Annotated in this window: 26 protein-coding genes; 9 read left to right on the forward strand and 17 right to left on the reverse strand. The window is 58.3% G+C overall.

What is annotated here, in order from left to right; all coding sequences use genetic code 11:
- Positions 1-131 precede the first annotated feature (131 nt).
- From mnhG to PVA19_RS19010, 7 genes are read right to left on the reverse strand one after another with little or no spacing between them, the layout of a single operon-like run.
- Positions 132-473, reverse strand: a complete 342-nt coding sequence (mnhG, locus tag PVA19_RS18980; RefSeq protein ID WP_112952269.1) for a monovalent cation/H(+) antiporter subunit G — start codon at positions 471-473, stop codon at positions 132-134.
- A complete protein-coding gene (locus tag PVA19_RS18985) occupies positions 470-886 on the reverse strand; it encodes a cation:proton antiporter (RefSeq protein ID WP_274103843.1) in 417 nt (138 codons plus the stop codon). The genes mnhG and PVA19_RS18985 overlap by 4 nt, the downstream gene beginning before the upstream one ends.
- On the reverse strand, positions 883-1,362 hold the full coding sequence (locus PVA19_RS18990; protein WP_274103844.1) for a Na+/H+ antiporter subunit E: 480 nt from the start codon (positions 1,360-1,362) through the stop codon (positions 883-885). Before PVA19_RS18990 ends, PVA19_RS18985 begins: the two co-directional genes overlap by 4 nt.
- Positions 1,359-2,942, reverse strand: coding sequence for a Na+/H+ antiporter subunit D (locus tag PVA19_RS18995; protein WP_274103845.1), 1,584 nt, complete (start codon positions 2,940-2,942; stop codon positions 1,359-1,361). Before PVA19_RS18995 ends, PVA19_RS18990 begins: the two co-directional genes overlap by 4 nt.
- The gene (locus PVA19_RS19000; RefSeq protein WP_112359495.1) at positions 2,943-3,320 is read right to left on the reverse strand and encodes a Na+/H+ antiporter subunit C; all 378 of its coding nucleotides are present in this window, start codon (positions 3,318-3,320) and stop codon (positions 2,943-2,945) included.
- Positions 3,320-3,739: a Na(+)/H(+) antiporter subunit B gene (locus PVA19_RS19005; RefSeq protein WP_062425752.1), complete on the reverse strand. Its 420-nt coding sequence runs from the start codon at positions 3,737-3,739 to the stop codon at positions 3,320-3,322. The genes PVA19_RS19000 and PVA19_RS19005 overlap by 1 nt, the downstream gene beginning before the upstream one ends.
- Positions 3,736-6,120, reverse strand: coding sequence for a putative monovalent cation/H+ antiporter subunit A (locus tag PVA19_RS19010; protein ID WP_274103846.1), 2,385 nt, complete (start codon positions 6,118-6,120; stop codon positions 3,736-3,738). Before PVA19_RS19010 ends, PVA19_RS19005 begins: the two co-directional genes overlap by 4 nt.
- 176 nt (positions 6,121-6,296) lie before the next feature.
- Between PVA19_RS19010 and msrB the strand changes: the two genes are divergently transcribed.
- The 3 genes from msrB (at position 6,297) to bioB (ending at position 8,699) form a co-directional block, all read left to right on the forward strand.
- A complete protein-coding gene (gene msrB / locus PVA19_RS19015; RefSeq protein WP_062425754.1) occupies positions 6,297-6,707 on the forward strand; it encodes a peptide-methionine (R)-S-oxide reductase MsrB in 411 nt (136 codons plus the stop codon).
- A gap of 428 nt (positions 6,708-7,135) precedes the next feature.
- Complete coding sequence (locus PVA19_RS19020) at positions 7,136-7,711, forward strand: biotin transporter BioY (protein ID WP_113179354.1); 576 nt, start codon at positions 7,136-7,138, stop codon at positions 7,709-7,711.
- Positions 7,704-8,699 (forward strand): biotin synthase BioB, encoded by a 996-nt coding sequence (bioB, locus tag PVA19_RS19025; RefSeq protein WP_274103847.1) that lies wholly within the window; start codon positions 7,704-7,706, stop codon positions 8,697-8,699. The genes PVA19_RS19020 and bioB overlap by 8 nt, the downstream gene beginning before the upstream one ends.
- A gap of 44 nt (positions 8,700-8,743) precedes the next feature.
- Here bioB and PVA19_RS19030 read toward each other — a convergent pair whose 3' ends face one another.
- Entirely contained in the window at positions 8,744-9,139 is a 396-nt protein-coding gene (locus PVA19_RS19030) for a rhodanese-like domain-containing protein (RefSeq protein ID WP_274103848.1), read from the reverse strand.
- 90 nt (positions 9,140-9,229) lie between these two features.
- On the opposite strand from PVA19_RS19030, the gene ftrA reads away from it, so the two are divergent.
- Entirely contained in the window at positions 9,230-10,258 is a 1,029-nt protein-coding gene (ftrA, locus tag PVA19_RS19035; protein WP_274103849.1) for a transcriptional regulator FtrA, read from the forward strand.
- A gap of 58 nt (positions 10,259-10,316) precedes the next feature.
- On the opposite strand, the gene PVA19_RS19040 is transcribed toward ftrA, so the two are convergent.
- The 3 genes from PVA19_RS19040 to PVA19_RS19050 form a co-directional block, all read right to left on the reverse strand.
- Complete coding sequence (locus PVA19_RS19040; RefSeq protein ID WP_274103850.1) at positions 10,317-10,817, reverse strand: GNAT family N-acetyltransferase; 501 nt, start codon at positions 10,815-10,817, stop codon at positions 10,317-10,319.
- Positions 10,818-10,914: 97 nt separating this feature from the next.
- The gene (gene trhA / locus PVA19_RS19045; RefSeq protein ID WP_062438134.1) at positions 10,915-11,586 is read right to left on the reverse strand and encodes a PAQR family membrane homeostasis protein TrhA; all 672 of its coding nucleotides are present in this window, start codon (positions 11,584-11,586) and stop codon (positions 10,915-10,917) included.
- 116 nt (positions 11,587-11,702) lie between these two features.
- A complete protein-coding gene (locus PVA19_RS19050; RefSeq protein ID WP_062438135.1) occupies positions 11,703-12,113 on the reverse strand; it encodes a universal stress protein in 411 nt (136 codons plus the stop codon).
- A 220-nt stretch (positions 12,114-12,333) separates the two neighbouring features.
- Between PVA19_RS19050 and PVA19_RS19055 the strand changes: the two genes are divergently transcribed.
- Both PVA19_RS19055 and PVA19_RS19060 read left to right on the forward strand, forming a co-directional pair.
- The gene (locus PVA19_RS19055; RefSeq protein ID WP_274103851.1) at positions 12,334-13,194 is read left to right on the forward strand and encodes a VOC family protein; all 861 of its coding nucleotides are present in this window, start codon (positions 12,334-12,336) and stop codon (positions 13,192-13,194) included.
- Positions 13,195-13,345: 151 nt separating this feature from the next.
- The gene (locus tag PVA19_RS19060; protein WP_062425762.1) at positions 13,346-14,515 is read left to right on the forward strand and encodes an AI-2E family transporter; all 1,170 of its coding nucleotides are present in this window, start codon (positions 13,346-13,348) and stop codon (positions 14,513-14,515) included.
- An 18-nt stretch (positions 14,516-14,533) separates the two neighbouring features.
- Here PVA19_RS19060 and PVA19_RS19065 read toward each other — a convergent pair whose 3' ends face one another.
- The 3 genes from PVA19_RS19065 to PVA19_RS19075 form a co-directional block, all read right to left on the reverse strand.
- Positions 14,534-15,271, reverse strand: coding sequence for a polysaccharide deacetylase family protein (locus tag PVA19_RS19065; protein ID WP_274103852.1), 738 nt, complete (start codon positions 15,269-15,271; stop codon positions 14,534-14,536).
- Between the two features lie 57 nt (positions 15,272-15,328).
- Positions 15,329-16,249: a dihydrodipicolinate synthase family protein gene (locus PVA19_RS19070; protein WP_274103853.1), complete on the reverse strand. Its 921-nt coding sequence runs from the start codon at positions 16,247-16,249 to the stop codon at positions 15,329-15,331.
- Positions 16,250-16,370: 121 nt separating this feature from the next.
- A complete protein-coding gene (locus PVA19_RS19075; RefSeq protein ID WP_274103927.1) occupies positions 16,371-17,831 on the reverse strand; it encodes a protein adenylyltransferase SelO in 1,461 nt (486 codons plus the stop codon).
- A 212-nt stretch (positions 17,832-18,043) separates the two neighbouring features.
- Here PVA19_RS19075 and PVA19_RS19080 point away from each other — a divergent pair, with 212 nt between their 5' ends.
- The 3 genes from PVA19_RS19080 (at position 18,044) to PVA19_RS19090 (ending at position 20,273) form a co-directional block, all read left to right on the forward strand.
- A complete protein-coding gene (locus tag PVA19_RS19080; protein WP_274103854.1) occupies positions 18,044-19,759 on the forward strand; it encodes a GH32 C-terminal domain-containing protein in 1,716 nt (571 codons plus the stop codon).
- 65 nt (positions 19,760-19,824) lie between these two features.
- Positions 19,825-19,995, forward strand: a complete 171-nt coding sequence (locus PVA19_RS19085) for a hypothetical protein (RefSeq protein WP_165456988.1) — start codon at positions 19,825-19,827, stop codon at positions 19,993-19,995.
- Between the two features lie 29 nt (positions 19,996-20,024).
- Positions 20,025-20,273: a hypothetical protein gene (locus PVA19_RS19090; protein WP_062599547.1), complete on the forward strand. Its 249-nt coding sequence runs from the start codon at positions 20,025-20,027 to the stop codon at positions 20,271-20,273.
- A 42-nt stretch (positions 20,274-20,315) separates the two neighbouring features.
- Here PVA19_RS19090 and PVA19_RS19095 read toward each other — a convergent pair whose 3' ends face one another.
- From PVA19_RS19095 to PVA19_RS19105, 3 genes are read right to left on the reverse strand one after another with little or no spacing between them, the layout of a single operon-like run.
- A complete protein-coding gene (locus PVA19_RS19095; protein WP_274103855.1) occupies positions 20,316-20,516 on the reverse strand; it encodes a heavy-metal-associated domain-containing protein in 201 nt (66 codons plus the stop codon).
- A gap of 32 nt (positions 20,517-20,548) precedes the next feature.
- Positions 20,549-20,938: a Cu(I)-responsive transcriptional regulator gene (gene cueR, locus PVA19_RS19100; protein WP_274103856.1), complete on the reverse strand. Its 390-nt coding sequence runs from the start codon at positions 20,936-20,938 to the stop codon at positions 20,549-20,551.
- The gene (locus tag PVA19_RS19105; RefSeq protein WP_274103857.1) at positions 20,935-23,463 is read right to left on the reverse strand and encodes a heavy metal translocating P-type ATPase; all 2,529 of its coding nucleotides are present in this window, start codon (positions 23,461-23,463) and stop codon (positions 20,935-20,937) included. Before PVA19_RS19105 ends, cueR begins: the two co-directional genes overlap by 4 nt.
- Between the last annotated feature and the right edge of the window lie 176 nt (positions 23,464-23,639).

Consider the following 23,639-nt stretch of genomic DNA (forward strand, 5'->3'; position numbering starts at 1 on the left):
ACCAAAAAAAGTCCAGATATTATTTTGGAACAACTCAGGCAAGTTTCACAGAAACTCATATATAAAAAATAACGGGTAACAAAATTTTTCAGTAGAAGAAAAGCATACAAGTTTAGGGCGAAGATGTTTTTCTAGTTGGACTTTCGATCTGCTTCCAGGTCGTCTTTGACAGCGTGAAAAGACAATTTATATCCAGCGAGATGCGCGGATTTAGCAAGCAAATGTGCCGATATTGGAGCAGTCAAAACAACAAACAGGAAGCCGACGAAAGCGCATCCAAATACCGCAAGCTCTTGGGAATAAAGGCCAACTGCCAAAAGAAGCAGACCGGAGCCCACGGTGCCTGCTTTTGAGGCAGCGTGCATGCGAGTATAGAAATCCGGAAGGCGGTTAAGGCCGATCGCGGCGGTGAGCGAAAACAGGGCACCGCCAATACACAGCACAGCTACAACTAAAGCGATTACCCAATTCATCTCGTCTTGCCTTTCGTCATTTTTTTTCGACTTTTGACCGACCGCTTTTGGACTTTACCCGTTACATTTCGCAGTGCCGGAGGCGCTGCAAGAACGTCCGTGCCGTCGAGAATTTGTCTTTTCCTCAGCCCATTTTCAGGTTGGCGCGACAAAATGAAGCGTGCAAAAGCCACTGTCGCCAGAAAACCGACCAGGCAAAGTGCGACCGCGATGTCGACATAAAGGTTGAAGCCGGTGCGAATCGCGATGACTGCAATGAAACCGATGGCGATTCCCACCAGCATATCGAGAGCGACAACGCGATCCGGCAGTGTCGGGCCAATAGTCACCCTGTACACGGTGAGCAAGAAAGCGACGCACAGTATCAGGAGAGCCGCAAAAGAAGCGTAGGAGACGAGGAGTTCCGGCGTCATCTCGTAAAGGCCTCCATGATCTTGCGCTCGAACCCGTCGGCAATCGACCTTCTCGTCGCCTCAACATCGCTGCAGTCGAGCGCGTGGACATAGAGCACCTTGCGATCCCCACTCACATCAACCGACAGCGTCCCGGGCGTTAAGGTAATGAGATTAGCCAGAAGAGCGATTTCGAAATCACCCTGAACGGCGAGCGGATAGGCAAAGATGCCGGGCTTCAATTCCATCCTTGGCTGAACGACCAGCTTCGCGACGGTCCATGCGGACAGCGCCAGTTCTTTGATGAACAGCACGATCAGCCCCAGAAGCGGAATGAGATGGACCCGTCTGCTATCGCTCCTGACCAACTGATGGCGGACAAGGCCGAGCGACAGGGCCGCAATGACAGCGCCAAGAAGCATATTGGGAAGCGTGTAGCTGCCCGAAATCGCAAGCCAGATGATGACAAAAAGCGCGCCTGTGAGAAAGAGATTCATCGAAGCGCCCCTTCCGGAAAGACAGAGCGGATATAGGCGGATGGATCGCCAATTGTCGCAGCGGCATCTTCGCTGAGTTTCATCAGGGGTTCCGGGAAAAGCCCGACGGCGATGATCAGCCCCGTCAGAACTGCGACGGGCATCAGGGACGGCCCTTTCATATCCGCGACGGCACCTGGCGCGTTGCCTGTTGATGGTCTCCAGAAACAGAGAAGAAACGCCCTTGCCAAGGCGATGGTGGAGATGAAGCCTGCGACGAGAATGGCGGCAGCAAGCCACCATGCACCGATATCGATGGCGGATTTCGTCAGCATGGCTTTTGGCCAGAAACCGGAAAAGGGCGGCAAGCCCGCACCGGCGAAGAAGAGTACCAGCACCATGGCCGAGAACCAGGGGGCCCTGGCGTAAAGCCCGCCGAGGCCGGACAGTGTCCAGGCACCGCCAAGCCGCGCGGTGTGGCCGATAGCGAGGTAGAGCGCGGTCATCAGCACGATCGAGTTCAGCGCATAGAACACCACGCCGCTGAGTGCCGCCTGAGTGCCGATCGCAATACCCGCCATCATGTAGCCGATGCCGGAAATGACAATGTAGCCGAGCACGCGACGCAGATCGTTCTGGGCAAGAGCGCCCATGGCGCCGAGGATCATCGTCAAGGCAGCTGAGATGGCAATGACAAAACTCAGCTCCTCCCGCTGGACCGGAAACAGCATGACCATGACACGCAACAGGGCATAGATGCCGACCTTCGTCAGCAGGCCGCCAAAGAGTGCGGAAACCACAATTTTCGGCGTGTGGTAGGACGCGGGTAGCCAAAAATTGACCGGAAAGGCAGCCGCCTTCATGGCGAAGGCCAGCGTGAACAACGAAGCCAGAGTGATCAGCGGCGCGGTCTCGCCGACTGCTGTGGACTTCATGGCGATGTCGGCCATGTTGAGCGTGCCGAAGATGGCATAGAGATAACCAACCGCGATCAGGAACAGCGTCGTGCCGATAAGATTGAGGATGGCATATTTGAGCGCACCATCGATCTGTTCGCGCGTGGAGCCAAGCACGATGAGGCCGAAGGAGGAGACGAGCAGCACCTCAAACCAGACATAGAGGTTGAAGATGTCGCCGGTGAGAAAGGCTCCGGTAACACCCGCCATCAACAGCATCAGGAATGGGTAGAAGCCGTACCGCCTCCCCGATTCTTCAATATCGCGCGCCGCGTGAATGGCGCAAACCAGCGCCACGATCCCTCCGGCCAACGCGAACAATGCTCCCGTCAGATCCGCGGTAAAGGCGATGCCGAAGGGCGGGAGCCAGCGCCCCATGACCATGGTGAAGGGGCCATTCAAAGCGACACGCCAGGCCAGTGCGGCATCCAGCCCGACGAGGATGGCAAGTCCTGCAATTGCGATCGGTGCGTGGAGGCGGGTTTGGTGGCGGATCATCATCAGCACCGCACCAAGACCGATGCAAAGCGCGACTGGCAGCACGATCAGCCAATCGGCAAAAGTGGTCGGCTGCATGACGAGTGCAGCCGAGAGATCCACACTCGCTGTTGGGCCGGATGCGGTGAGAAGCAATTGTGCGGGCATTCAGTACCCCACCGGCGGAAGCGGTTCGGTTTGCGGTTCGGCTGCGCGCATCTCGTCCGTGTCGTCCGTCTTCAACTCCTGGAAGGCCCGCCAGACCAGCACCAGCAGGAAACAGAAGAAGCAGAAGGAGATGACGATCGCCGTCAGGATGAGCGCCTGTGGCAATGGATTGGCCGTATCCGGTGGCAATGCGTCAAGGCCAGCGGGAATGATGGGTGGCACCTCGCGATGCAGGCGCCCGGCAGTGAAGAGCAGAAGATTGACGGCGTTGCCGAGGATCGCGATGCCAAGCAGAAGGCGTACACTGTGACGCGACAGCATGAGATAGATCGCGGTCGAGAAGAAGATGCCGACGAGGATAGAGAATATCGCTTCCATCAGTCGCGATCCTTTTCTTCCAGCGCAAGTGCGATGGAGGTGAAGCCGCCGACCACGACGAGGTAGACGCCGATATCGAAGGAGATGACGGTCGCGAGCGGCACTTCGACACCGAAGAGGCTCGGATAGATCCAAAGGCCGGTCATAAAGGGAACGTCGACGACGAGGGATATCATACCGGAAAGTGTTGCGATCAGCAGGCCAAAACCGGCAATCGACAGCGGATGGAAGATGATCGCGCGCCGCACGGTTTCGACGCCAAAGGCAATACCGTAGATCGCCAGTGCCGAGACTGCGATCAATCCGCCGATGAAGCCACCGCCTGGCGCGTTATGGCCGCGAAGCAGAACGAAGATGGAAAATAGCGTCATCAGGCTGGTGATCACGGGCGCTGCGGTTCTGAAGATCAGCGTGTTCATGCCCTGCCCTTCCCGGCGCGTTCATACTCATCATCCGGATTGTTGTCGCGAGGGCGCAACGGCGCTCCCGGACGAATACGGATCAGCGCCAGAACGGCAAGTGCGGTGATCATCACCACTGCGATTTCGCCGAGGGTATCTGTTCCGCGAAAGTCGACGATGATGACGTTCACGACATTGTTTCCATGCGCGATGATCTTGGAATAGGCGTTGAAGAAAGCCGTCAGGCTGTTGTCGAAGCTCTGCTCGGTGGATTTCAACAGCATCAGAGCAAAACCCGTGCCGCATGCAATCGCGATCGTTCCATCGAGAAGCTTCTGGCCAAGTCCACGGTGATCGGATGGCGATAGACGCAACCGCGTCATAACGAGCGTCAGGATCACCACCGACAGTGTCTCCACCATAAACTGGGTGAAGGAGAGGTCCGGAGCACCAAACAGCAAGAAAAGAACGGCAACTGCGAAGCCCTGGATGCCGAGCGCGATGATCGCCGTTAAACGGCTGGCTGCCATCAGCACCGCAATGAGGCCTATCACGGCGATGGCGATGAAGGTCAGTTCATGGATTTGCGCATCCTGTGGCCATGTGGGCATTGCAGGCAGTTCGCCATAGACGAAAAGTGGTACCAGCAGTGCCACGGCGATCATGGCGCAGGTGGCAGTGATGTAAAATTCCAGTCGGCCGGGTTGAAGCACGCGGGTCAAGACGAAAGAGATGCGGACGAGCGCGGAGATGAAAGCGTCGAACCCCTTGTCCGGTCCAGGGCCGATGGCCCGCAGGGTGCGATCCATCAGAGAGCGTGCCGTGCCCAGCATCGTGAAGATCATGATCCCAAGGCCGATGGTGAAGAGTGACAGCGCCAGCGGGATACCGATATGCGGCACCAGCGATATGTCCACCATGCGTGGCTCGTCGGCGATGGCCGTTGCCATCGGCGTGGAGACGGCAGAGTGAAACGAACTGGAAAACACCGCCGCGAGAAGTCCGGAGAGGGCCAACACAGCCGGTCCGAGCCACAGAAGGACCGGCGCCTCGTGTGCCATCTTCGGTGTCCGCGGCGTGATGCCGATAAAGGGTTTGAGGCCGACCGCAAGAGCGATCGCCAACATCAGAGCATTGCCGATGACCGCTACGCCGGTGAAGAGGATGGCCCGCGGATTGGCATGCGCCAAGGCATAATAGATTTCCTCCTTTGCCAGAAAGCCCAAGAAGGGTGGCAGTCCGGCCATGGAGAGCGCTGCGGCAAGAGCCGCGACAAAGGTGATCGGCATCGCCTTTCGCAAGCCGCCAAGTTGGCGCACATCCCGGGTTCCGGTCTCGTGATCGATGATGCCAGCGACCATGAAGAGCGCACCCTTGAACAAAGAATGCGCCACGAGGTAAAGCACCGCCGCTTCGAGGGCATGCTCCGATCCAAAACCGATCAGCATGACCAGAAGGCCAAGCGAGGATACCGTCGTATAGGCGAGCATCAGCTTGAGGTCGGTCTGGCGGATGGCCATCAGCGCACCGATCAGCATTGTCAGCCCACCGAAGAAGGGCAGCAGAATTTGCCAGGCCGCCGTGTCGCCGAGAACAGGATTGAGCCGCATCAGGAGATAGACACCCGCCTTCACCATGGTGGCGGAATGCAGATAGGCCGACACCGGTGTCGGCGCTTCCATGGCGTTGGGGAGCCAGAAGTGAAAGGGAAACTGCGCGGATTTCGTGAAGGCGCCGCCGAGGACCAATAGCAGTGCCGCAAAGTAGAACGGGCTTTGGCGCAGGACATCGCCGCCATGAACGAGCAGCGAAAGCTGGGTCGTGCCGCTCATGTTCCAGATGAAGATGAGGCCCGCCAGAAGCGCCAGGCCACCACCACCGGTAACGACGAGCGCCTGAAGTGCCGCCCGGCGTGACGCTTCTCTCTCATGATCGAAGCCCATCAGCAGGAAAGAGGTGATAGAGGTCAGTTCCCAATAGACGAACAGCATCATCAGGCTGTCGGAGACGACGATGCCAAGCATCGCTCCCATGAAGAGAAAGAGAAAGGCAAGGAAGCGCCCCTGCTGCGGATGCCCGGCCATGTAGCCGCCAGCATAGAGCACGATCAAAGTGCCGATGCCGGTGATCAGCAGCGCAAAGGTCAGGGACAGACCGTCGATGAACCAGGAGAAACTGAGATTGAAGCTCGGCACCCAGACGTAACCACCGGTCACCACCTCGCCTGCCGCGATCTCAGGAAGGAAGCCTAAGAAATGGACAAAGGCAAATGCGGGAATGAGCGCCAGCAGCCAGGCGGCCTTGACGCCAAGTTTTCCAACCAGCGGGGGCGCGAGCAGCGCCGCCAGGAATGGCGAAAAAAGTGCGATGAATGTCAGCGACGTGACACCGAATGCCATCTGGCCTCCCCTTAAGAGCCAAAAGCTGACTCTCTATCAGAACAGACTGAATTATGGGAAAGGTCGAGACCTCTCAAGCCGTTGAGTAGCGAAAACGACAGACTACACGCCGATTTGTCCCTCTTTTAATAGCAAAGCAGCATCCCTATATCTTCGGCAACAGAAAGGGGCCTCTGATGAGCGATCTCAAATCTCCGAAAATTACCAAGACCGATGCCGAATGGCGCGAACAACTCACGCCGGAACAGTATCGAATCCTGCGCGAACACGGCACCGAACGCGCCTTTACTGGCCCCTATTGGAACAGCACTGAAAAAGGCCTGTACCGTTGCGCTGCCTGTGACGAAGCGCTGTTCATCTCCGACACCAAGTTCGATGCCGGTTGCGGTTGGCCAAGCTATTTCGAGCCCGTCAAGCCGGATGCGGTCACAGAGCATCGCGATATCAGCCATGGCATGGTGCGCACGGAAATCCGCTGCGCCAACTGCGGCGGTCACCTGGGCCACGTCTTCCCTGACGGCCCACCACCGACCGGCCTGCGTTATTGCATCAACGGCCACTCCATGGTGTTCGAGCCACAAGCGTAAGAATGATTGTGAGGGCCGGCGTGCGAGCGCCGGCCTTTTACTTTTTCTCGGGAATGTCCAGCCTTCAGGCAAACAGGAATCCCTTCAAAAAAGGCGCACTTCTGTCGCCGATGCTCCTCCGGGGCGCACCGTCGCTTTAATCAAAACCATTTGGACGACGTCTCCCAACGAAAGTTGCCGAGCTCTCGCGTTCAATCCGCGAGACGTATTCGCCTCGGCATCCTGCTCTTCCCGTATTCAAGCACTCCCAGCTCCGTTCGCCACGCTCCTGGATCGGACCTTCTGTCTCCGTTCAAATGCACACCTCTTCGGTCAATCAAATTTTATAGATAATTTTGCATTTTCAGCCATTTCTTAGCGCCTTGACTCTTTCGAGACTCTCATTAAGCTAAATTCCATCGATTAATTATCTATAATTTGAGAGTGCCATGATCAGAACTGATATATCTTCCTCCCTTCCCGCAACACGCAGCTTGCCTCGCCAAGCTCTTATGATCGTCGCGGGCGTGGCGCTAATGACGCTCGCGGCGAAGACGCAGGTTCCCTTTTGGCCGGTGCCGATTACCCTTCATACTCTGGCGGTGATGGGCTTTGCCGTTGCATTTGGGCCTCGCATGGCCTGCGCGATCTTCATCGCCTATCTGGCAACGGGTGCTGTAGGACTGCCGGTCTTCTCAGGCTCCCCCGAACGCGGTATCGGCCTTGCCTATATGATCGGGCCGACCGGCGGATATCTTGCCGGCTTCCTCGTGGCATCCTTGCTGACGGGATGGCTTGCCCAGAACGGGACATTATTGCGGCGTGTGTTTGCCATGCTGGCGGGACTTGTCGTGGTCTATGCCTTCGGCATGGCATGGCTGCTGGCCTTCGTTCCTGCCGCAAAGGTGCTATCCGTCGGCGTTGCGCCATTCATCCTTGGCGACCTCGTCAAGATCGGCGTTGTCGCGGCTGCTTCTATGCTTCTTCCCAAGGTCAAGGGATTGGAGAAAGCCGCCAATGACTGAGGGCGCGAAACAGGACGGCGTCATCCGGCACGACTGGAGCGTCGACGAGATTGCCGTGCTCTATCGGCTTCCGCTTCTGGAACTCGTGGGCCGCGCCAATGGGGTTCACCGGCAGTATCACGACCCGAACCGGGTGCAGAAGGCGAGCCTCCTGTCGATCAAGACGGGTGGCTGTCCGGAAAACTGCGCCTACTGCCCGCAATCGGCCCATCATCGCGAGGTGGATCTGACCCGCGACCTGCTGATGGAGCCTCAAAAGGTGCTGGCGATGGCAGCAACGGCCAAAGCTGCGGGTGCGGAGCGCTTCTGTATGGGGGCTGCCTGGCGGCAGGTGCGTGACGGCAAGGAGTTCGATGCTGTCATCGAAATGGTGGAAGGCGTGCGCCGCCTCGACATGGAAGCCTGCGTCACGCTCGGCATGCTGAAACCGCACCAAGCCGAGCGCCTGGCCAAGGCGGGTTTGACCGCCTATAACCACAATCTCGATACCAGCCCGGAATTTTATAGCCGCATCATCACCACCCGAACCTATCAGGATCGCCTGGAGACGCTTTCCACCGTTCGCGCCACAGGCGTCGAACTGTGTAGCGGCGGGATTATCGGCATGGGCGAAGGCATTCGCGATCGCGCCGCGATGCTGCAGGTTCTGGCGGGCTTCGCACCTCACCCGGAAAGCGTGCCCATCAACGCGCTGGTCCCCGTCGAAGGCACGCCGCTTGCCAAGCGAGAACGCATCGATCCGCTGGAACTGGTGCGCATGGTGGCAACCGCGCGCCTCGTCATGCCGCAATCCACCGTGCGCCTGTCGGCCGGTCGCTCCAGCCTGACCCAAGAGGCACAAATCCTCTGCCTCATGGCGGGCGCCAACTCGATCTTCTATGGCGATACGCTGCTGACGACGCCGAATGCCGGCATTGGTGAGGATGCCGAATTGCTCGCCGCTATCGGGCCGGTCAGTGATGATGCGGAACGAGCATCCGCCGCTTAGCCAAAGCATTTGAGACGGGCAGCCCTTTTTGCTGCCCGTCTTCTTCAGGCGGTCATGAAGGCAAAACCTTCATCTGCCCAGCCGGTCATTCCACCGATCATGATCTTCACCTTGCGCCCGAGCCGGGCGAGGTTCAGAGCCGCCCGATCCGCGCCATTGCAATGCGGGCCGGCACAGTAGACGACGAAGAGCGTGTCCTGCGGCCATGCCCGCATGCGTTCTGCCGTCATATCCACATGGCGAAGATGGATGGCGCCCGGCAGGTGACGCTTTGCAAATACCGCCGGCGAACCGACGACATGCAGAAGGACGAAATCCTGTTCGCCCTTCTCCATGGATGCAAAGACATCCCAGCAATCGGTCTCGACCGAAAGCCGCTTCGAGAAATGGTCGATAACGATCTCAGCGGGAGCCGCTAGTATTTCAGTGACATAGCTCAAGGTTCGTCTCCTTCTTATCAAGCGTCCCCAAGTTTAGATCGTGTTTTTCCTCCTTGGCAGATGGCAGGATTGCCATATATCGTAAAGATCATGACAAACCATCCAACCACCAGCAGCAATCCGAACCGGCTCGTCGTGGCGCTTGCCTATGACGGGCTTTGCACCTTCGAATTCGGCGTTGCCGTCGAAGTCTTCGGTCTTGCTCGTCCCGAAATGGGAGGCGACTGGTATCGCTTTGCGGTGGCCGCGGTGGATGACGGAGAAATGCGCGCGACAGGTGGGGTGCGCTTTACGGCCGATGGCGGCTTGGAGCTTGTCGAACAGGCGGGCACTATCATTGTGCCAGGCTGGCGCGGAATGGATGCGCCCGTTCCGGACGCACTTTGCGCGGCGTTGCAGAGGGCTCATGCGAAGGGCGCGCGGCTGCTTTCCATCTGTTCCGGCGTCTTCGTTCTGGCGGCAAGCGGGTTGCTCGACGTTAAACGCGCGACCACCCATTGGCGTTACACCGAGGCACTGAAGGAGCGTTATCCGGCCATCACGGTTCTGCCGGATGTGCTCTATGTCGATGAAGGCACGGTGCTAACCTCCGCCGGAAGTGCGGCAGGCATCGATCTCTGCCTGCATCTGATCCGTCGTGACTTTGGTACGAAGGCTGCCAATATGGTGGCACGTCGCCTGGTGGTGCCGCCGCATCGTGACGGCGGACAGGCGCAGTTCATCGATAAGGCCGTGCCGGAGCTTCATGAAAAGGCAAGGCTTGGGCCACTGCTCGATGCGATGCAGGCCGATCTCAGCAAGAGTTTTACGGTTGCCCAACTCGCAGATATGGCAGGGATGAGTGCGCGGACTCTGCTGCGCCGCTTCGAGGCGGCAACAGGCACCACGCCGGCAAAGTGGCTTTTGCTGCAGCGACTTTCAAAGGCCAAGGATCTGCTGGAAACATCGGGGCTGACGATCGCGGCAATTGCCGAAAGCTGCGGGCTTGGCTCCACCGCCAATCTGCGTCACCACTTCCGCGAACAGTTTTCCACCACGCCTGCCGCCTATCGCGGCAGGTTCAGCTCCACAGCATCGGCCCGAAAATCGGACACGATTTTCGAAAAGCACGAGGCGTAGATTCAAAAAGGGAAAGCGTCCTTTGTGCGTCCGTTAGGACGCACGGCGCTTTAGCCGCTTATGAGGGCACCCTGAGTTCCATCGTGGTGAGGTCCAGCCATCTGCCGAATTTCTTGCCGACTTCCGAATATTGACCTGCAATGTGGAAGCCGAGCTTTTCGTGAAGACGAATGGAAGCGACGTTTTCGGACTCGATGGCCCCGATCAGCACATGCACGCCGCTGGCCTTGGCGTGTTCGATGAGTGACAGCATCAGCAGCCTGCCAATACCGTGGCCGCGTGCATCCTTATGCACATAGACCGAATGTTCGCGCGTGTGGCGGTAACCGTCAAATGCGCGCCAGTCGCCAAACGAGGCGTAACCTAGGACAGCGCCATCCTTGATCGCCACGATTACTGGAAAGCCGCGCTCCTTGCGCAGCTTGAACCATTCCTTGCGGTTATCGAGATCCACCAGGATTTCGTTCCAGATGGCGGTCGTGTTCTCAACGGCATCATTGTAAATTTCCATGATGCCGGCGAGGTCTTCGACGGTGGCGTCGCGCAGTTGAATGCTCATTCTCGATATCCGCTTCGTATCAATGTCTACCCCGACCATAGGGATCAAGGCAGAGTGTGTGAAGCGATTTTCGGAAGGCTTCAAGCGAATGACAGGATCAGGAGCCGATCACCGGCGTGAGGCTAAAGCTCGTCATCACCGCGGAGTAATGGACCGCAGCGGCCACCACCACGAAGCCATGCCAGATGGCATTCTGAAACCGCAGGCGTTCCCACACGTGGAAGATCACGCCCATTGAGTAGATCATGCCGCCAATGACGATCAGCCACATGGTGATCGGTGCCAGATGGTTCGACAGAGGCTCTGCCACCATTACCCCGCTCCATCCCATCCCGAGATAGAGCAAGATGGCCAGCCGGTCATATCGTCCGGGGTAGAAGCATTTAAGGAAAATACCGCCGAGAGCCGCCATCCAGATTCCGGCGAGCGTCAGCGCAATCAGAGGATCTTCGATGCCGCGCTGGAGAAACGGGGTGTAAGTGGCGGCAATCAAGATGAAAATTGCCGAATGATCGAGCCTGCGAAGCAGCCACTTCGCCCGCGAATGCGGCCAGATGTTATAGGTGAAGGAAATGGAGAGACAGAGAATAAGCCCGAGCGCGTAGATCCAAGCCGCAGCAATCGCGCTGAGGCTGCCCCAAAGGGTTACGTAGAAAATGAGCGCGGTTGCCCCCACAAGAGCAAAGGCAATGCCGACGCCATGCACGATGCCATCGGCTACAATTTCATGAAGGTCATACCGGCGGCCAAAAGGCCAAAGCTCGCTCATTTCGTTTTCCCGTCTGTCGTCGCCACATCATGACGCCATTATGAGACGGGAACAAGACGACCGGCGGCGTCAGACTTCACTTTCCGTTCCTGCCTGTTGCAAAACCGGAGACGGGTTTAACGGTCTACCAGTACGGAGCACTTGGCATGACGCACCACGCGATCTGCCGTGGAGCCAATGAAATAGTTGGTGAAATCCGGTGTGTGCGAGGAGATGATGATGAGATCCACACCGATCTCTTCCGCGAACGCCAGAATTTCACGGGCTGGAGCACCGCTTCGAATTTCCGTGGAAGAAATATGCGGCGACTTCGCCTTCAAAACAGCGAGCTGGCTCTTGGCGTCCTTCACCGCATTTTCGATGATGTCCATCGGCACATCGATTGCCAAATAGCCCGGCAGATCTTCCACCACATTCATCAGCACGATCTGGCCGCCTTGATCGAGAAGCGCCTCGGCCTTTTTAACCGCGCGCTCTGCCTTGTTGGCGTTGCTGAGATCGACAGGTACCAGGATTTTTCCGTACATTGCATGCTCCCTTTGGTTTGGAAGCAGTTCTGATGCTTCCTGCCTGCAATTATGGTCTCTCCAGGAAAATTTCGCCATAACGGACGTCAAGTCCGAACGCGTTGCTGTCAACGATTATTAGACAGTTTATCGCCGAATGATGAGCTTCTCGGAACGATCGACTGTCTCCATATTGAGGTCAACAACTTCGCGGCCTAGCGAACGAAATGGAGATGTTCCAATGGACACTGAAAAGCAGTTTGCCTTCACCCGCCCCGGCTATGTGGGACAGGCGCATCTGGTGGTGAAAGATCTCGGTCAGGTCTCCCGCTTCTATCAGGACGTCATCGGCCTTTCGGTTATCGACAAGAGTGCCAGCGGTGAGATTCTTGGCGTCGATGATCTGCCGCTCTTGACGCTGACAACGTCCAACGATGCCGCGAAAGCGCCTGCCACCGCAGCCGGCCTTTTCCATACCGCCTTCCTCCTCCCAAGCCGCAATGCCTTGGCGGACTGGCTAGCGCATGTGGCGCATAACAATATTCGGCTTGAGGGTGCGTCGGATCACCTCGTCAGCGAGGCGATCTATCTGTCCGATCCGGAAGGAAACGGCATCGAGGTCTATCGCGACCGGCAACCGGATGAGTGGAACTACCAACCCGACGGAACGGTGGAGATGGCAACGAAGAGGCTTGATCTCCAGGCACTCTATGAGAGCGCCGGCAAAAACCCATTCCGACAGGCCGCCGAAGGCACGGCAATCGGCCATATTCATCTTCAGGTCGGCGCACTGCCGCAAGCGGATGCGTTTTATCAGGATGTTCTCGGATTGAAGATCATGGCACGTTATCCCGGTGCCAGTTTCTTCGGCTACGGCGCCTACCACCACCATGTGGCAGCCAATATCTGGAACAGCAGGGGCGCCGAAACGCGCGAAGAGAACATGACAGGACTGTCGGGCTACTCTTTGAGATACAACGAGAAAGAGACCCTCGCCACGGCGCTTTCCGCACTGGACCGATTGGAAATTCCAACCGAGCGTCAGAGCGACGGGATCGCCGTAAAAGATCCATGGGGCATCGGTTTGAAGCTGTCTGCCTGACGCATGGCCACGTGAAGCGAATTGGAAAGATCGCGACGCGCTCTGACCGCTGGAAAAGGGCATAAATCGCGTGCTCTTTCCTTATTTTAGCGGTTCTGGAACTGCGACCCGCACGGAGAGTTATAGCTCTCCATGAGGGGTCGGGAAAAAGATGAACAACCACGTTTTCAGCCGGAAGAAAAAGAAGAAAGCCGAAGCGCTTCCCATCGAGCAAAATCGCGACCCGGTTCTCAAAAGCGCGCTCGCCACGGCGCAGGACGATGCCCGCAGCCAGCAGCCGCTGGGGCGTGAAGCGCTCGATGTGGCCGTCGCATGGTCGGTCGTCGGCCTCTTCGTCATCGTTCTGATGAGCGTGATCCACGCGCTTTCTCTCGTCCTCATCCCCATCGTTATGGCGATCGTGGTCGGCATGATCCTCGGTGTCGCAGCGGAAAAGCTCGGTTCCTACGGCATCCCAGGTTTCGCGGTCGCCCTCATTCTGTCATCGGCGGTCGCGCTCGTTCTGTTTCTCGTCATCAACTCGTTGGTCGAGCCGCTATCGGCGCTTGCAAACGAAGGTCCGGCGCTGCTTGAACGGACGCTTGATCGCTTCCTGCCCTATCTGCAGGGCTGGCGATGGGTGAACATTTCCTCAGCTACATTCAACCTCGGCAACATTTCGATGGAATCGCTGATCTCGCGCAGCGGTGAAATCATATCGGTGGTGGGTGCCAACCTGACGCCCGCTATCGTGCAGGGCCTGATGTTCTTCGCGGCGTTGCTGCTTTTTCTCTACAGCCGTCTACGACTGCGTAAAGCGGTCATCATGGCCTTTCCGCAGCGCCATCAGCGGCTTAGAACCATCCGTACCATTGCCTCCATCGAAAACGTTCTGGGCTCCTACTTCGCCACCGCATCGCTGCTCTATGCAGCTCTTGGCGTTTCCATGGTGGTGATCGCGTTCCTCGGTGGTCTGGCCATGCCGTTTCTCTGGGGGCTCTTCGCGTTTCTCTCCAGCTTCGTCCCGTTTATCGGCATCACGGCGATGACGCTGGCACTGGCGATTGCGGGTATCATCACGCATGACAATCTGTTTCTCGCGCTGCTTCCCTCCATCGTCTTCTTCACCATCCATTTGCTGATGGAAAACCTGGTCTTCCCCGCGGTCGTCGGCAAGAACATGGAGATCAACCCGTTCCTCGTCTTCGTTGCCATCATCTTCTGGACATGGATGTGGGGCGCAGCGGGCGCGATGCTCGCACTGCCGCTGTCGCTCATCGGCATGACGATTGCGCGCGAACTCTTCCCCTCGCGTCGGGTCGTACCAAACCTGCCAGACTGATCCGTCGGGCCTACTTGGTCAGTTTGAAGGTGGATTGAAGGCGGGATCGTCCAGTCGCACGAAGGTCACGCCGCGCGCTTTCAGAGCCAGCAGACCTTTCACCACACCCTCGCCTGCCTCATGGGTCGGCTGGTTGATGTGCGAGATCACCACATCGCCATCCTTCGCCGAGGCAATATGCTTTGCCGTCATCGAACTTCCCAGAAGCGATCCGCCGTCTCCATTGATGGAGTAGCCGGCCACGCGCTCGCCGAGTTGGTTGATCGTGGTCATGGAGGTGTTGGTATATTTTGCCGTGGCACCGCGAAACCATTGCGGCTGCCTGCCGGTCGCAGCAAGAATGGCCTGCCTTCCGCCCTCGACCTCCTGAACGACGGCCTGCTCGGAACCGGCCGCTGCAATGCCATAGATCGACACCGGCTTGTCCACCGCCGGGATATGATTTTCGCCGTGGTTTTCCAGTTCGAAAAGATCCGGGTGGGCCATCAGGATCGCAAGGGCATCGCTATTGTGTTTCAGCCAGCGGGCCGTAACGAAGATGGTCGCCGGAATTTTTTCCTGCACCAGCGTGTTGAGAATGCGAAAATCGGTCTTGCCCATGCAGGCATCCAGCGTGATGGCGACGCGCACCGACGCACCCTTTGCTTGCGCCTTCGAAACAGGCATTTTGAGGCTCGGTTCAAGAAGCCCCGTTCCCGCAAAGGCTGGCATGGCGAGGGTCGCAAACAGAGCGGCAAGGGCAATAGGCTTCAACATATCAGACGGGCTTTCAATCAAATTTCACTTGGCAATGCGGCTCTCAAAACGCCGGAATTATGGCGTTGCTGCCGGCAGCGCGTCCAGTTCGGCGAGCTTCGCCAGCGCTTCCTCCACGCGCTGCGTGTCGCTAACACCAAGCGGCATGATGGGCAGTGGCGGCTGGCGGTGGGTGAGAGAGAGGAGATTTGCAGCCGTGTATATCACGCGGTAGCTGCCAAAGGTCTTGAAGAGCGCCCAGAGCGGTTCAAAGAACGTCTGCAAGCGCTGCACCTCCGCCTTGTTGCCCGCCTTGGCAGCGGTGAAGAGACGCTGCGCCGGAACGGGCAGAAGCCCGGCAATCACGCTGTACCAGCTATCCGCCCCCTGAAGCAGCGCGTCGGCGCAGCCCCAGTCTCCGCTATAGCCAATGGCAAAACCCTCTCCGAGACGTGGACGTAGTCGTTCCAGTTCCGCCTTGAACTGCATGTCCGAAGGCAGCGGCATTTTCACCGAGAGGATATGGGGAATATAGGCAAGCCGAACCAGCAGCTCTTCACCAAAGGTGAAATGGGTGGTGGACGGGTTGTTGTAGATGCAGAGCGGCAGCGCCGTGGAGCCAGCGACCGCGGCGAAGTGATGATACGCCTCTTCCTGGGTGAGAGGCGTGTAGGAGACAGGTGCCAGCAAAAGCGCATCGGCGCCCGCCTTTTCCGCATCCTGCGCCAGTGCAAAAGCCTCATCCGTGCGCAGCGCCCCTGCCCCGACGATGAGTGTTCTTTTGCCTTTCAGACACTCGACGGCTGCCTGAACGGCACGTAGGCGCTCTTCGCGGCTGAGATAAGCATAGCTGCCGGTACTGCCGAGAAGTCCGATGGAATCGACGCCTGCCGCATCCAGCCTTTCGATCAGGCGAGACAGCGCTTCCACATCAACGCGGCCATCCTCGTCCGCTGGCGTCAGCGGAAATGCCGAAAGGCCATGAAACCTGCTGCTCATGCGACGTCACCCCGAAATCCCTCTTCGAGAAGGATTACGGGGCAAATGACGGAACGACAATAACGATATGAAATCATTGAGATATGGTTGCAGATAAGCAACTACTATCCCGTGGGCTTTCTCAGGTTCCGCAAAAGGTTCTGAAGACTCTCTCATGGTTCATCGGCGCCTGCATGTAGACGGAGAATTCCGGCAGTTCTTCGAAAGGACGGGCGGTTGCCTTTATCATCTCGTGGAAAGGCGCAAAATCATTATCCTCAACAGCCGCGGCAATCACGTCCTCGATCCTGTGGTTTCGCGGAATGATGGCAGGGTTGACGGCGCGCATGGCGTCTGCACGCTCCTGGCCTGAACGGCTCTCCTGCGCCGCGCGGCCCCTCCAGCGCTCCAACCATTCGTCAGCAGCAGTGAGGTCGATGAACATGCCGCGGAACGGCTCGGCGTTATCGCTTGCGGCATCACAGAGCCTGCGGAAGATCAGGGTGTAGTCCACCTCCGACCGCTGCATCAGCGCCAGGAGATCCTGCACCAACTGCTCGTCACCCTCTGCCTTAGTCTGAAGCCCGAGTTTGGTGCGCATGCCGGAAATCCAGCGTTTCGGAAACGTCTTGGCGAAATCCGCCAGGACGCCATTGGCCATATCGACGGCCTTGTCCTGATCCTCATCCAGAAGCGGGATCAGGCATTCGGCAAGCCTTGCGATATTCCATTGGGCGATGCCGGGCTGGTTGTTATAGGCGTAACGGCCCTGGGCATCGATGGAAGAAAACACTTTGTTTGGATGGTACTCATCCATGAAGGCGCATGGGCCGAAGTCGATGGTTTCACCGGATACGGCCATATTGTCGGTGTTCATAACCCCATGGATGAAGCCCACCATCAGCCAGCGGCAGATCAGGTCGCATTGCCTCTCGGCAATGGCCTGCAGCATGGCGAGATAGGGGGTTTCCGATTGTCGGGCCTCTGGATAGTGCCGATCGATGACGTAGTCGGATAGCGCCTTCAACGCTTCGGTATCTTCGCGCGCGGCAAAAAACTGGAAGGTGCCGACGCGGATGTGGCTCGCTGCAACGCGGGTAAAGACGCCGCCTGGCAGGCCAATTTCGCGCTGAACGCGCTCACCTGTCGTCACTGCTGCCAGAGCGCGGGTCGCGGGAATGCCGAGCGCGAACATTGCCTCGGAAACGATATATTCGCGAAGGACCGGTCCTAGCGCCGCACGGCCGTCTCCCCTGCGGGAGAAGCGCGTCGGACCAGAACCTTTCAATTGAATGTCGCGCCGCCTGCCCTTGGCGTCGATCACCTCACCTAAAAGAATGGCGCGGCCGTCCCCGAGCTGGGGGACGAAATTACCGAACTGATGTCCGGCATAGGCCATCGCCAAAGGTTCGGCCCCCTGGGGTACGGCGTTGCCGGAGAAGATCGCCGCCAGCCGCTCGTCGTCCATGCCCTCCACGTCAAGACCAAGCTCTTCGGCCAAGGGCCGATTGAAGGCGATGAGTTGCGGTGCCTTGACCGGCGTAGGAAGAACGGCAGCGGTAAAGCGCTCCGGCAGGCGGGTATAGGAATTATCGAAACGGATCACGGGCTTGCTCCCTTTTGCCCCTATATTGGGTCTGGAGCCCGGCTTTGCCAGTGTTCAAGATGATACCAATATCCGAACAGGTCAGCCAGCGGCACCTATGGATTGGTCTTCACCACGCGGGAATACTGCCCGGCCGTTTTTGAGGATGAACTTTAACCTGCCATTTTCATTCCTATTCTGAGCCTGGTTTGCAAAGAAAGGATAGTGGAATGAATGACATCGCTGCGCCAACCGAGAGCGAAAGCGCGATCCGCACCATTCACACCGATCTTCCCGTCAATGCCACATTCCATGTCTGGCTGAAGGCGAAGAAACCAGATGTTGCAGGTGCTGTCTCGTTTTCAAACGCCAATGGCAAGTTCGGGGAAGTCTCCACCTCCAATCTGGAAGAGTACAGTTTTCGCATCTATCAGGTGTTTGGCGGCGGGCGCGTCGATATCGCCTATGACACGATGACGACCGCCGTCTCGGTGATATATTGGTTCACCGCCTCCGATGTGCTGGAGACCGGCATTACCGTCGTCCACACCAAGCCGGACAATGCCCCACCGGATCTGCCGGACAGCTATCACTTTCGCCCACCCTTCGGCTGGATGAATGACCCAAACGGGTTTGGACGGTTCGAGGGACACCCGCATCTTTTCTACCAGCATTATTCGCACGGGCTTCGCTGGAACACGATGCATTGGGGCCATGCGATCTCGTCGGATTATCTGCGCTGGCGACACCTGCCAATCTTCCTCTTCCCGTCGGAAGATCTCACGACGCGGCCGGACAAGCGCGGCGGTGCCTATTCCGGATCGACGATCCCGCTTGTGGAAGGAACCGGCATTCGCGTCTTCTTCACCGAACAGGTGCAGGACCGTGTGCCTGAGCAACAGATCCAGCTCACCGCCACCTCCTCCGATCTGATCATGGCGGGCCAGGCGGAGGTCATTCTCGGCCACCGGCCCGATGGGCAAGGGCTGACGCCGGACTTTCGCGACCCTTATGTGGTGCGCGGCCCCGATGGCCTCTGGAAGATGCTGCTCGGCAGCCAGAGCGACAGCGGCGGCGTCATCCTGCTTTATGAAACGCAGGACCCGACAGCGGCTTCCGGCTGGACCTATGTGGGTAAGCTTTGGGTAGAGACCCGCTACAAGACCACGGCGATTGAATGCCCCTGCCTGCTTCCGCTCGATGGACCGGCCAATGCCCGTTCCACGCGCTGGGTTCTGACCTATGGCCTGATGCATTCGGAAGATCCGGCCACGGGACGGAAGAACCTGACGATGGCCGATGTCGGCTGGTTCGACGGGAAGAAGTTCGTCAAGGAATTCGGCCAGGAGCTCGATTTCGGCACCGACAATTATGCCTTCCAGGCGTTTCTCGATGGCGACAGCATCGTCGGCATTGGCTGGCTGGCGAATTGGGCGGATGCGACACCCGAGATCGACTTCCCGACCTCCATGACCCTCCCGCGGCGGCTGCATTTTTCCAACGGCGCACTTCTCACACCGCCGATCGGGGCGGCGGAAAGCCTGCGGCATCGCATTCTGGACCGCACGAGACTGGCGGCTGGCGACCGGGTCGATCTCTCCACGGGTGCGGTGGAGTTGCTGTTCGAACTCAACAAGCCAGGCCTGCCTTTCGATCTGGAACTCGACCACCCGGATGTCAGGCTCGGTGTCGTCTGCGACGAAACCGGTCTCTGGATTCGCCACGAGGACGGTCGCGACGGTCCATCGCCGCGTTATGTCTCCGAAGGGGCACGCCCCTATCGCCTGCGCATCTTTGTCGATTACGGATCGATAGAGGTGTTTGCCGACCGGGGACGCTACGTCGGCACCAAACGCATCGCCAGCTTCAAGCCGGTGCGCGCAGCCCACCTGAAAACTGTTGAGGGGGCCGTCGCGCATGCGACAATCTGGAGTCTCAAACAGTAAATATAGGAACCTTTGCTGCTTTGGCGCCTTTCCTGAATGACGAGAATTTAAAAAAGGGCGATCAGATGACACAGATTAGAGAAACCGATCCGGTCCATTTTCCCACGCAGGCGAATGAGAACAAAGGCGAGAAACGCAAGGCTGGCAAAGGCATCGTGCTGGTGATCGCAGGCATCGGCATCCTGGCCTTTGTCATCTACATGGCGGCGATCCTGATTGCCTCGACCCAATCCTAAATCAAGCCCCATATCGAAGAGGAAAACCCATGGACCCGCGCGAACCACTTCTGGAAAGTGAAGACGCACTCGATCAGGCAGTTTCAGACCTGGATGTAGAAGAACTCCCGGCGAAGGGCGAAATCCCGCAGGAGCTGGAGCACGAAATCGAGGAAGACGAACTCGAGACGGAAGACGACCCTTACCAGGAGAGCGACGAGGCCCTTCCGGACGATGAAGAGGAGCGCGTTATCGACCGCAATCCATCGCGCGAAGGCGGCGCTTTCGACGAGGTCTAACGGATAGCCGTTGCAGCCAACTGCGTGCCTGAGCGAGCTGACTTATGGGGCTCGCTCAGGCGTGTAACCCACCTCCTGCATGGCCGCCATCGCCGTCTCCGCGTCGCCGTCTACCACGACCTTGTGCGATGATAGATCGACACTCACCTTAGCACCCGGCAGTGCCTCGTTCAGCGCATTGCGGATGGTTTTCTCGCAGTGCCCGCACGTCATGTCCGGCACGGTGAATGTAGTCTCAGTCATTGTCTTTCCCTTCTTTTATCAGTTTTGATGGTTCAGCTTCCGGCGAGGTCGTCCAGGATCGGGCAATCCGGTCTGTGGTCGCCTCCGCAGCAATGGGCAAGGTGCGACAGCGTTTTCACCATGCTCCTCATATCGTCGATCTTTCGCTCCAGGTCGGCAATATGGGTGAGAGCAATTGCTTTCACCGCCGAGCTTTCTCGCGCCTTGTCCTGCCAGAGTTTCAGCAGAGCTTCAGTTTCCTCCAGTGAAAAACCAAGGGTTCGGGCGCGCTTGATGAAGCGGAGATTATGGACCTCCTGATCGCCATAGAGCCGGTAATTGTTTTCCGCCCGTGTTGCGGGAGAGATCAGGCCGATCTGCTCGTAATAGCGGATCATCTTCGCAGAGACGCCGGAGGCCTCTGAGGCTTCGCCGATATTCATGAGGTCACCTTTCCACCCGTGACGGCTAGGGTCTTGAGACGCAGCGCATTGCCCACGACGAAAACAGAGGACAGCGCCATGGCACCTGCTCCGATCATTGGTGACAGCGTGATGCCAAAAGCCGGGTAAAGCGCGCCGGCGGCGAGTGGGATTAGCGCGACGTTATAGCCGAACGCCCAGAACAGGTTCTGGCGAATGTTGCGCATCGTTGCGCGGCTCATTTCGATTGCGTGGACGGCACCGATCAGATCACCGCCGACCAGCACCACATCCGCACTTTCAATCGCGACATCCGTGCCCGTCCCGATGGCGATGCCGATATCGGCTTCGGCAAGCGCCGGCGCGTCATTGATGCCATCGCCGATGAAGGCAAGGATTTTCCCGCCCTGGCGCAGGTCGTGGATGGCGTCCACCTTGCCTTCCGGCAGAACGCCGGCGATGACCCTGTCGATGCCGACCTCATCAGCAATCGCACGCGCCGTTGCCTCATTGTCGCCGGTCACCATCACCACCTCGATGCCCATGCTGCGAAGCGTTCTGATCGCCTCGACGCTCGAGGGTTTCAAAGGATCGGCAACCGCGATGACGGAGGCAAGCACACCATCGATCGCGGCATAAATCGGAGTCTTGCCTTGACGACCCAAGCGCTTTGCGGCGTCGGCGAAAGATGCGACCGAGAGGCCGAGCCTCTCCATATATCGATCCGCACCGACATCGACGTGGCGGCCATCAACGACTGCCCGGATACCATAACCGGTGATGCTTTCGAAGTTCTCGACATGGATAGCTTCAAGTCCTGCAGAGGCTGCCATTTTTTCCCGTGCCGCACGGGTGATGGCCTCTGCGATCGGATGCTCCGAGCGCGCTTCGACCGCAGCGACCAGACGCAGAAGATCGTCCTGTTCAAAGCCATCCGCGACGATCAGGTCAGTCAGTTCCGGCCGGCCTTTGGTTACCGTGCCGGTCTTGTCGACCACGACGACCTCGGCACTGCGCAGCTGCTGTAGCGCTTCGCCTTTGCGGAAAAGTACGCCGAGTTCTGCGGCACGGCCGGTACCGACCATGATGGACGTCGGTGTTGCGAGCCCCATGGCGCAGGGGCAGGCAATGATGAGCACGGCAACGGCGTTGATCAATGCAAATGTGTAGGCTGGATCGGGACCGAAGACCGCCCAGACGATGAAGGTCAAGAGCGCGATGCCGATAACGACCGGGACGAACAGCGCGGTGACCCTGTCGACCACCAGCTGAATGGGAAGCTTCGAGCCTTGTGCCTGCTCCACCAGACTGATGATCTGCGACAGCATCATATCCGCGCCGACCTTCGTCGCCCGATATTTGAATGCGCCGGTCTTGTTGATCGTGCCGCCCACAACCCCAGTGCCCACGGTCTTTTCCACCGGAACAGGCTCTCCCGAGATCATCGATTCGTCCACATAGGAATGACCGTCGACCACCTCTCCATCGACCGGCAACCGCTCGCCGGGACGAATGACGACAACGTCGCCTGCCCTGACCTCTTCCACGGCCAAATCGACAATCTCACTGTTACGCTCGACGCGAGCGGTCTTGGCCTGAAGGCTCGCAAGCTTTCGGATCGCATCGCCCGTTTTGCCGCTGGCGCGGGCCTCAAGCAGCCGGCCGATGAGGATGAGCGTGACAATAACGGTGGCCGCTTCGTAATAGACATGCCGTGCATTTTCCGGCAGGACACCCGGCGCGAAGGTCGTGACCAGGGAATAGAGATAGGCTGCGCTGACACCGAGCGCCACGAGTGAATTCATCTCCGGCGCCCCATGCAAAAGGGCAGGAAAGCCGCTCTTCAGGAAGCGCCGTCCCGGTCCAAAAATCACCGCCGTCGCCAACAGGAAATAGACGTAGTAAAGGTTCTGGGTATCGATCACGCCCATCAACCAGTGGTGCATCGGCGCATAGATATGCCCACCCATCTCCAACACGAAGAGCGGCGCGGTCAGCACGGCTGCGATGATTACATCGCGCTTTAACGTCGCTTCGTCACCCATATGGTGGGCGTGATCATGTGCGCCGTGATGTTGATGTGCAGAGTGGTCATGCTGCGTGGCCTTTGCCGCGGCAGGTGGGAAGCCAGCGGCTTTCGCCGTTTCGATCACCATCTCGCGCTGGCGCAAGCCGCCCATGCCCTCGACAACGACCTTGCCGTCAGCCTCGACCTTTGCGCTGACGACCGTTGCGACGGCCTCAAGCACGCCCTTCAACCGTGAGGCGTCCGCCTCACCTTTCACGCCATCGACGGAGAACTCGGTTCGCGTTGGCTCGATCTCATAGCCGATCTTCTTGACCGCTGCCGCCAAGGTCTTGGCAGAAAAGCCTTCTGCAGGCTCCACCGTCAGCTTTTTCGTCGCAAAGTTGACGGAGCTGGAGGCGACACCCGGAACCTTCGCTGCCGCCGTTTCCACGCGACGAACGCAGGACGCACAGGTCATGCCTTCGACGGGAATCGACAAAGGCTCCTGCAATTGTTTGGGTCTGACCATCTCGTTCATCGCTCTCCCCTTTCGAGGTCTGTCACTGTCATGATTATGACGGGCGGAACTTCAAAATAGTTCCGACGTGAAACAACACCAATGTAGGGCTTCCCATCATGGGAAGGTCAAGGGAGGAAATTGCGTTTCATGGCATGTTCGCCAACAGGCAGCCGCGATCCAGACGCACGCTCTTC

It is taken from the genome of Agrobacterium sp. CNPSo 3708 (genome assembly GCF_028674915.1).
GTDB classification, from domain to species: Bacteria; Pseudomonadota; Alphaproteobacteria; order Rhizobiales; family Rhizobiaceae; genus Agrobacterium; species Agrobacterium cavarae.